This is a genomic window from Nostoc sp. 2RC (assembly GCF_014222165.1).
Taxonomy (GTDB): domain Bacteria; phylum Cyanobacteriota; class Cyanobacteriia; order Cyanobacteriales; family Nostocaceae; genus Nostoc; species Nostoc linckia.
In genome coordinates this window covers 1-9,838 of the sequence record NZ_JACKZU010000316.1, presented here as the reverse complement: position 1 = coordinate 9,838, position 9,838 = coordinate 1, and the positions used below count along the sequence as shown (strand labels likewise).

Genomic DNA, 9,838 nt, shown 5'->3' with positions numbered 1-9,838 from the left:
TAGTCTGTCCCATTAGTTCTGAGAGATAAATAAGTTTGTAGTTAGGACTTTAGTCCTTGATTTTTAAGCACTGAAGTGCTTACTACAAACTCATCAAAATTAATGGGATAGACCAATGCAGCGTCTCTAATTGTACAAAATTGTGGGTTTACCAGAGGCGATAAATCGGCGTTTCTACAAGTGTTTTGGTCTTATCTGAAATGTATTTTTATATATGTATTTGCGTTGCTTTGAGCATGTGGTAAGTAATTATTAACTGGGTGAGAGCTAGGGGGTAACTTTGGAGTGTTTCTCCAGTTGTACCAGCTATTTTGCCCAGTTCTGGATTGCTTTCGCGATCGCAAATACTTCTTAAATGAGGCATATCAGAACAGATAATATGCTCTAATTTGTTCACCTGTTCTAAGGTGGCATGACCATCAACTTCTAAGACATCTACAGGTTTACCCATATCTCTGTCTAGTCCCAGGCGGATGGCTGAGTCGGAATTCTCGCCAGAGTTAGTAATTACAGTGAAATCTGGATGAGGAATTGTAGGACGCAGTACTAAGCGGACATTTAGGTGTCCGTTGGTTTCATCTTCTTCTTCGGTGGGTGGGTAGAAACTAATAACTATATCAGACCATTGCCGTTGGGGACGGATAAATTCTGCTGAATCTGGTTCGCGTTTTTCCAGTTCCGCCAATACTTGTTCGGGAGTGTAGCCGCGCTTTTGGGTATCGCGTTTGACTTTCCAGTTGGCGCGTAGATCTTCAGGAGGCGCAAGGTAAACTTTTACGTCATAGGAGTCGCGGGCGGCGCGGGTGGAATAACCGAGTAATCCCTCAATAATCACAAATTTATTGGGCTTAATATACTGCGGTGGCTCGAATGTGCCTGTTTTATGGCTGTAAACTGGCTTGAGAATTGGCTGTCCTGTGCGTAATAGCGACAGGTGTTGCTGCATAATATCTAAGTAGTTGCAGTCTGGGTGAAGAGCGGTAATGCCAATTTCTGCACGTTGCTGGCGATCGTAACGGTGATAATCATCTGTGCAAATGAGCGTGACATTTTCCGGGCCGAGTACCTGAGCGATTCCTCGCGTTAGTGTTGTTTTCCCAGCTGCGCTGTCGCCTACAATACCAAGAATTATTGGACGGCTCATTCTTCCTCCCAGAATCAAAACTAGCTCAGTAATAAAATTTCCCCACAATAGTTTTCATTCTAAAAGGGTTTAGGCGAGTAACTCAAACAATGCCTTGGTATGCAATATCTCTACACATACAATCGATCTCTTGCAATCAATTGCTTTTTACACTCTTGGGGTAAAGGGTAAAGGGTAAAGGTTAATGGTTCGACAAGCTCACCAACCGGGGAAGGGGACAATACAGAACTTTTTCCCTTATCCCGACTTATGCAACAATTCGGGATAAGGGGCAGGGGAAAGGTTTCAACGACCGAAATCGGAACAATTTATTTTTTGGAGTTCCCTAATTTCCTGATTTTGAGTCTAGCAAGCGAGTAGCGGACATCAGAATTTGTTTGCTTTCAGCATCTTCAGGTTTCAGACGAAGTGCTTCATTCAAATCTGCTACCGCGCCTTTGTAATCTTTTTGTATGAAACGGAGTGCCCCACGAGCTTTGAGAGCTTCAAAATATTGGGGTTTGAGCCGAATTACTTCGCTATAATCTGCTAATGCCCCTTGATAGTCTTTCTGTTGAAAGCGAACTCCTGCCCGTATTTGTATAGCCTCAATATCATCAGGTTTTAGACGAAGTGCTTCATTCAAATCTGGGATCGCGTTTTTGTAGTCTTGCTGTATGAAATGGAGGGATCCACGAGCTTTGAGAGCTTCAAAATATTGTGGTTTGAGCCGAATTGCTTCGCTAAAATCTGCCATTGCTCCTTGGTAGTCTTTCTGTTGAAAGCGAATTTCCCCACGATTTTTAAAATTGTTAGCATCTTCTGGGTCAAGACGCACAGCTTCATTTAAATCAGCCAGCGCTCCTTTTAAATCTCCCTGTCTACCGCGAATCAAACCCCTAAGTGAGTAGGCTGTGTCTTCGATATATTCTGGATTTAAGCGAATTGCTTCATTTAAATCAGCCAGCGCTCCTTTTAAATCTTGTACGCCAAAACGCGCTGCACCGCGAGTAAAGTAAGCCCAAGAACTAGGATTTTTTTTAACAACTTGATTTGATAGTTCTAATGCATCTGGAAAACGTCCTGTTCCAAATAATATCAAGCTCCGAAATATCTGAACGCTAGAATCATCAGGGTCTAATTTTGCTACTTGGTTAAAGGATTCTAATGCTTGCGGAAATCGTTCTAAGCCAAGAAGTGTTAGCCCATGAAAGCGCCAAGCGGCAGTAAAATTTGGTTCTATTTGTTTAGCGCGATCGAATGATTTTAGGGCTTCTTCGTATTCTCTACTACTCATCAGCACAAAGCCGCGTAAATACCAAGCTTGATAAAAGTTTGGCTGGAGTTCAATTGCTTTTTCAATCGCTTTGATTGCTTCTTTTCTTTCTTGTTGTCCTATGGTTCCGTCTTGAGAGTTTCGCGCGATTTGCCAACCATAATTGAGCCAATCAATGGCATCTGCATTATTTTTGGGTTTTTCGATTTTCAGTAAAGCTTCGAGAATTGAATTGGTTTCTTGTGTGGTCAGTGGTGGTGGTAAAGTATTCTCGACTCGCAACACAGGAGTCATTCCCACTGACTCGGCCCAACGCACAAAGCTACGGATGGGAACTCCCCAACTAAAACCTAATGTAATTAAACGAGGCTGACCATTTTTGTCAGTAATTTTTTCTAGTTCTGCTGTTCCATGAATCCCAATGACTCGTCCACGAGTATCTAATACTGGGCCGCCACTCATGCCTTGTTCAGTCAAATTTGTATAAACTAATTCATACCCATAACTCAAAGATAAAGAGTTCTTGGCGACAATGGAGGCAAATATTTTGGATGCTACGTTTCCGGTTGTCAATTGACGTTGTGTTTGAACATTTCCGGGTTTTTGTCCTTGCCATCCGGAGACGAAAATGAAGTTTTGATCTTTAACTATGTTGTAGTTAGCTAAGGTGGCGACGCGGTAATCTTGTTCGCTAGTAAACTGTAATATGGCTAAGTCTGTGTCTGGAACTGTTTTGAGATTATTGTCATTCACCTGGATTTGATGTTGTTTGCCATCAGGGGTGATGATTTCTAAAACGGAGCGATCGCATTTTTGCGAACTGCGAATTACGTGTTCCGCAGTCAGGACGCTGTAAGTATTTCCCTGTTTGGCAATGATTACTCCCGATCCGCTACACTCGCGTAAAGTGGGCACGTCTATTAGCACCGTAATTTCTTGGGCAATATTATTAACTTCATTGGCGATGGGAGGAAGATTTGCACTAGAAGGTGCGTTAGCTGCGGGTAAGGTTTCTTTGGAAGTATAACTAGGAGCCAATCGAGCAAATGTTTGGATGGGAATTCCCCAACTGTAACGGCTCATTAAATCTCGTAAAGCTTCAGTTGGCTGGGAACCATCTTCATAAATGTAAGGGTTACCCCAAAGCGGATAGGCATGAATACCATTGATCCCAATTACTTGTCCTCGACGATTCAGTATCGGCCCGCCACTCATGCCCTTTTCAATTTCGTTGCTGTAGCCGATTTGATATCCTTCTTTAAAAGCTCGGTCTGGTACTAGTAAAATTTGCCCTGCTTTGAAAACAAAGCCCTGAGACTGCGATGGGTTCCCCTCAAAGGGAAATCCTGCTGCGTATATTGGTTGGTTAACTGCGATGGTTGATAAATTTCCCAAGGAAGCCAAGCTATAGTTTCCGCTAGTACGGAACTCCAACAAAGCCAAATCTTTGCCCTGAAAGTTGACTCCTTTAACCAAATTGCCTTGGTGTATTTTCCCGTCTGCTGTTTGAATTTGAACGGGTTTGCCTGATTGTAAAACGTGTTGATTGGTGATAACCGTATAAGTTTGACCTTGTTTTTTGAGTAAAATTCCTGAACCTCGATTTTCGCCAGATAAAATCTTTACGGTTATCGTTCTGGCTAATTGTTTGATTTGCTCTGGCGATCGCTCGGAATTTGACTGTTGAGCATAAGCTGTTGGCGAAAAAATGCTCAAATAAACAGTTTGTATAGGCAACGTCAACAGTATGCCCATCCAGGCGATCGTAGCCAGGGAGCCGTTAGAAATTAATTTTTGTTTCATGTTGCTTTTACCGCTTGCAAATTTCTATACAAATATGCTTAACGAGCATTCTGCTACTTAAATGAATTATTCAGTTATCAGTCCCAATAGCCTATGGCGTAATGTTTTACCAGGAGTTTAACTGGTAACTGTTCGCTGTTAATTAAGGTGACTCCATGTTGACTGTTATCTGCGAACGGTCAACAGTCAACAGTCAACAGTAACAACGAAATATTGCTTTATTTGAAAATCCCTAAACCCAGTATTTAGTTTTGTCCTTCTGGTGCTTTTTCGCTCAGTAACATGCTCATATCTATGTATACTTGAGAAGAAGCATCTTGAGATTGTGAAATTGGGCCGCGAGCGCGATAACCAATTTCTACAAGGTTTTGAAGTACTGAACTTGCGTCTTGATGAGATTTGAGTGTGAAGAGTAATTGACTGCAAGGGCCACCGTATTGACTAGCAGCACAAATCACAGCTTGACTACCAGAAATACCAGTGGTCAAGTAGTTTAAGATACCTTTTTCATAGGCACCTTGGAATCTGGCAGATACTTCTTGGCAGCGTATTTTCGGAGTGTAACTGCCTAAAGTTTTCACCCAGCGAATTATGGGAATCTTCTTGTTGTTGTAGTTTTTGGCATACGTCGTCCATACACCATCGTTGCTTTGTTCGCAAAAATAAGTTTTACCTTGAGCAAAACTGGGTGGACTGGTGCTAGCAATACTACCCAGAGCAATTGTACCTACTGTCAGTAATTGCAAAAATAGCTGGGGTTTCATCGTTGGTAGTTCTCACTAAGATCTAAAAAAAGCATACATACTTATGTATTTACCACAAAATGACAACAATGTTACAATGTAAAAAAAATGTGAAAATTTATTTAAGTATAAATTCAGGTTTTGGTTGTTGGTTGTTGACTGTTGGTTGTTGGTTGTTGACAGGCATCACTGATATTTTTCACAAATCAAAGAAGCTGGTACACAAAGAAAACTGCACATTAACTAGTGAAAGTTGTCTTTTTTCCTTTGTCTTTACAAACACAAATGACTAATGACTAATAGACCTCTTGCAAAAGTGCTTTTTGGACTCTTGTGGTCAAAGGGATGCATCTTTATTGGGGAAAGGGAAAATACCAAGCCTTTCCCCCTTTACCCTTCCCCTTTTCCCGACTTCTGCAATAAGTCTAATGACCAATGACTATATAATTTACTGATTAATTTCTAAGGAATTAATGATAGTTTTTGCCGTAGGTAAATATTTGGCATATTTCGCAACATCAGCTGTATAAGTCATAATATAAGCTTTGTTATGTCTAATAGTCCAAATTTGCAAGCGTTGAATTTTTACTCCTTCCTCTTCAAGAGTGTAAATCGCTTGATAAGCAGGTTGGTTTATAAATTCAGTTTTCCCTTGTTCGATAATTTTTGTATTTGGATCTGATTGTTGAATTTCATCCAAATAAAAGTTAGTAAATTGCTCTAATTTTCTACGATTTTCTGGTAATTCTTGAATAATTAAATTAACATTTTCTAAATAATTGTCTGTTTCACCTTCTTTTGAGGAACTAAATTTTACTACGTTACCAGTAATCCTATCTGGTGTTCCAGTTTGTTCCCAATTTTCAGGGTATTTCATGGTGATGCCATAAATGGCATTGTTATAATTTTCCAGGTTATAACGCGGAATGAAAATAAATAAAAAGGCAATCACAGTAGCTGCACTTGCTATTCCCAAACCAATAAAGGTCTTGCGTAAAATTGATTTTGCAGGCTGATTAGCTACCTTCAGTTGTTGTAGAACTTGTAATACTTCTGTTGCCGATTGATATCTTTGTCGAAAGTCATATTTAACCATTTTATCGATGATTTGCGCTAACCCAGAGCTAATTTTTGCTTGGTCGCGCCAGATGATTTCACCTGTGTGAGGATCTCTGGGTAATTGCATAGGATTTAAATGAGTCAGCGCTTCAATGGCAATGATTCCCACTGCATAAATATCACTGCATAACCTGGGTTGACCTTGACTTTGTTCGCTGGGTATATAACCAGGTGTGCCAACCACAACTGTGGCTGTCATTTGCCCTTGAATATTCATTCCTTGGGAGCTAATTTGTTTGACTGCTCCAAAATCAATGAGAACAATTTTCCCATCCTCTTGGCGTCGCATTAAATTTGAGGGTTTAATATCACGGTGAATCACATGATGTTGATGGAGGAATTCTAACGGCTCTAAAATATCTTGCAACAGGGCAATTATCTTTTCTTCACTCCATTGTTTGTGGCGATTGATTTCACGACTCAAATCATAGCCATCAACAAATTCTTGAACTAAATAAAACTTTTGGTCTTCTTCAAAATGTGCCAACAAACGCGGAACTCTGTCATGGTTACCCAAGCGGTTGAGTACTTTAGCTTCAGTCTCAAATAGCCTCCGCGCATGAGATAGAGTATTTACATCCGTTGCTTTTGGCGAAAAGTGCTTGACAACACACTGGTCTTTATCCGGCAATTTCCTATCAATAGCTAGGTAAGTAGCACCAAAACCACCTTCTCCTAATCTACTGATAATTTCGTAACGCCCATCCAGGATTTTGCCTATCATCAGATTTACCAGTATGTTCGATTCATCTGAAATTTTGACATGGAATATTATTTCTCGGTACTACAAATAATTCTAACTATATTTGTAACTATTTATATATTTACTATACAAAACACGAACTTTCTACATAGTTGGTAGTGCCAAATTTTACCTAAATTTAACCTCTGGCTGAAAAAATCCGCTAAATGAAAGTAATTTGAATCGAAAGTAGAAAATTACAAATTGATTGACAACATCTCTGGAAATATTCTTTAATCTCAGCCTACAAACCTTCTTAAACGCCTATGCTAACGATTGGGTTAGGCCACTGGACTATATGCGTAAGTAAAACAGTCGAACAAAGGACAAAGTGTAAATGAGTAACATTCTAGATACTGCCATTGAAGCGATCGTCGCTCGTGAAATTCTTGATTCACGGGGCAGACCAACAATTGAAGCCGAAGTCCATGTAGCCAATGGTGCTGTAGGACTGGCGCAAGTGCCCAGTGGTGCCTCCACTGGCTCTTTTGAAGCCCATGAACTGCGTGATGGCGATAAAAGCCGTTATGGCGGTAAAGGAGTCCTCCCGGCAGTAAAAAACGTCAAAGAAGTATTTGCCCCAAAGTTGCTTCACTTGGATGTCCTCAACCAAGAACTATTAGACCGCACAATGATTGCCATCGATGGTTCTGCTAACAAATCCAATTTGGGGGCGAATGCGATTTTGGCAGTTTCCTTAGCAGCCGCCAAAGCTGGCGCTGAATCTCTAGCAATTCCCTTGTATCGTTATTTGGGGGGGCCACTAGCAAATTTACTGCCAGTACCATTGATGAACGTGATTAACGGCGGCGCACACGCAGCCAATAACGTTGATTTTCAAGAGTTTATGATTGTGCCAATTGGGGCGACTTCCTTTCAAGAAGCCCTGCGCTGGGGCGCGGAGGTATTTGCTACCCTCAGCAAAGTATTAGACGAAAAGGGTTTGCTCACTGGTGTAGGGGATGAAGGCGGCTTTGCCCCAAATTTAGAATCCAATCAGGTGGCTTTAGAATTATTGGTTGCTGCCATCGAGAAAGCTGGATACAAGCCAGGGGAGCAAGTAGCTTTGGCACTGGATGTAGCAGCTAGTGAATTTTACAAAAACGGTCAGTATGTTTACGATGGTAAACCTCATGCCCCTGCTGAGTTTATTGATTACCTTGGACAACTGGTTGACCAATATCCCATCGTCTCCATTGAAGATGGCTTACACGAAGAAGATTGGCAAAATTGGCAATTGCTCACCCAGAAGTTAGGTTCGCGGGTGCAGTTGGTGGGAGATGACTTATTTGTAACCAATGCTACTCGCTTGCAAAGAGGCATCCAAGAAAAAGCCGGTAATGCCATATTGATTAAACTCAACCAAATTGGTTCCTTGACTGAAACCTTAGAAACAATAGACTTGGGAACTCGCAACGGTTTCCGTTCAGTAATTAGCCATCGTTCTGGTGAAACCGAAGACACCACCATTGCCGATTTAGCCGTAGCCACCCGTGCCGGTCAAATCAAAACAGGTTCTCTATGCCGCAGCGAACGCGTAGCCAAATATAACCGCTTACTGCGAATTGAAGATGAACTAGGCGATCGCGCCGTGTATGCTGGTGCTGTGGGCTTAGGGCCGAAGTAGAGATTGGAGAAAAAGGGAAAAGGTTAAAGGGAAAAGGGTAAAGGGATGATTTTTAACCTTTTCCCCTTACCCCTTTCCCTTTCCCCCTACTCAATGCCCCATGCCCAATTATGGATAAAACCCCAACTTCGGTAACCCCAAAGTTTCATCCCAGTCCATCATTAGGTTTAAACACTGAATTGCTTGACCCGCTTGCCCTTTAATCAGGTTGTCAATTGCAGAAACGACAATTACGCGACCTGTGCGCGGGTCAACTTCTACGCCGATGTAACAAAGATTGCTGCCATTAGCCCATTTGGTTTGGGGATAAACGCCGCTACTGCAAACTTTTATCCAAGGAGAATTGCGGTAGAAGGCTGAGAAAATTGTAATCAAATCGTCTCGTACAAGACCGGGATCGCGCATTGTGGCGTATACGGTTGCCAAAATGCCGCGCACCATTGGGACGAGGTGTGGTGTAAATTGAATTGTTAATTCGTGACCTGCTAAATCACTGCAAATTTGTTCAATTTCTGGGGTATCGCGGTGACGGCCAATGTTGTAAGCGGCGATGGAATTGTCTGCTTCAGCGAGTAATAAGTTAGTTTTGGCTTGTCGTCCACTGCCAGATGTGCCAGATTTGGCATCGATAATTGCTGTTTCTGGTACGATTAAACCTTGCTTTAACAGTGGTGAAAGTGCAAGCAGACTCGCAGTAGGATAGCAACCAGGACAGCCAATAAGTTGAGCTTCGGCAATGCGATCGCGGTATAGTTCTGGTAACCCATAAACAGCTGTCACAGCAGTAGAGCGATCGCTTCTTTCAACACCATACCAACTTGTATAAGTTGCCAAATCGCTAAAGCGATAGTCTGCACTCAGATCCAGCACTTTACACCCTTTTTCCAAGAGTGTGGGGGCAATTTGCCAAGCTAGACCATCTGGTAAAGACAGGAAAACTACTTCACAGCGATGAGCAATTGTTTCTAGTTCCACCGCCTCTATTGGCAGATTCGCTGTGTGAGCCAAGTGTGGGTATAGATCCCCCAAGGATCTACCGATACTGTTCTCACCACCCAAATAAACCAGTTCGACTTCTGGATGATCCATCAGCAGTCTTACCAACTGTACTCCGCCATAGCCCGACGCGCCAACAATCCCAACGGGTACGCGTCTAAATTTGCCCATGATCCCAAATCCTTATCCCATGAATGGTTAATTTGTTCCCAGCTACCAAGATATCAGCCACCAGATGCACAGCCTACAAGAAGAGGACGCGGAGACGGGGAGACGCACTGACGCGGGGAAAGAACAGGAAGCGGGTGGACACGGAAAGAGGCAGGAACGAAGGGAAAGAAATCCGTGTGTCCCCGCGTCAGTGCGTCTCCCCGTCTCCGCGTCCTCTTCTTGTAGGCTGTGCATCTGG

The 9,838-nt window shown here is 42.3% G+C and carries 6 protein-coding genes; 1 reads left to right on the top strand and 5 read right to left on the bottom strand.

Features of this window, described 5'->3' with window-relative positions; genetic code table 11:
• Window positions 1–208 precede the first annotated feature (208 nt).
• From GNE10_RS26505 to GNE10_RS26490, 4 genes are all read right to left on the bottom strand, one after another.
• On the bottom strand, window positions 209–1,144 hold the full coding sequence (locus GNE10_RS26505) for a phosphoribulokinase (RefSeq protein ID WP_099072162.1): 936 nt from the start codon (window positions 1,142–1,144) through the stop codon (window positions 209–211).
• Between the two features lie 325 nt (window positions 1,145–1,469).
• The gene (locus tag GNE10_RS26500; protein WP_185568279.1) at window positions 1,470–4,202 is read right to left on the bottom strand and encodes a serine protease; all 2,733 of its coding nucleotides are present in this window, start codon (window positions 4,200–4,202) and stop codon (window positions 1,470–1,472) included.
• Between the two features lie 245 nt (window positions 4,203–4,447).
• On the bottom strand, window positions 4,448–4,966 hold the full coding sequence (locus GNE10_RS26495; protein ID WP_185568277.1) for a COP23 domain-containing protein: 519 nt from the start codon (window positions 4,964–4,966) through the stop codon (window positions 4,448–4,450).
• A gap of 427 nt (window positions 4,967–5,393) precedes the next feature.
• Entirely contained in the window at window positions 5,394–6,788 is a 1,395-nt protein-coding gene (locus GNE10_RS26490) for a serine/threonine-protein kinase (RefSeq protein ID WP_185568274.1), read from the bottom strand.
• A gap of 355 nt (window positions 6,789–7,143) precedes the next feature.
• Here GNE10_RS26490 and eno point away from each other — a divergent pair, with 355 nt between their 5' ends.
• Window positions 7,144–8,433 carry a phosphopyruvate hydratase gene (gene eno / locus GNE10_RS26485; RefSeq protein ID WP_185568271.1) on the top strand — a complete coding sequence of 430 codons (1,290 nt, stop codon included), beginning with the start codon at window positions 7,144–7,146 and terminating at the stop codon, window positions 8,431–8,433.
• A 108-nt stretch (window positions 8,434–8,541) separates the two neighbouring features.
• On the opposite strand, the gene argC is transcribed toward eno, so the two are convergent.
• On the bottom strand, window positions 8,542–9,600 hold the full coding sequence (gene argC, locus GNE10_RS26480; protein WP_185568268.1) for an N-acetyl-gamma-glutamyl-phosphate reductase: 1,059 nt from the start codon (window positions 9,598–9,600) through the stop codon (window positions 8,542–8,544).
• Between the last annotated feature and the right edge of the window lie 238 nt (window positions 9,601–9,838).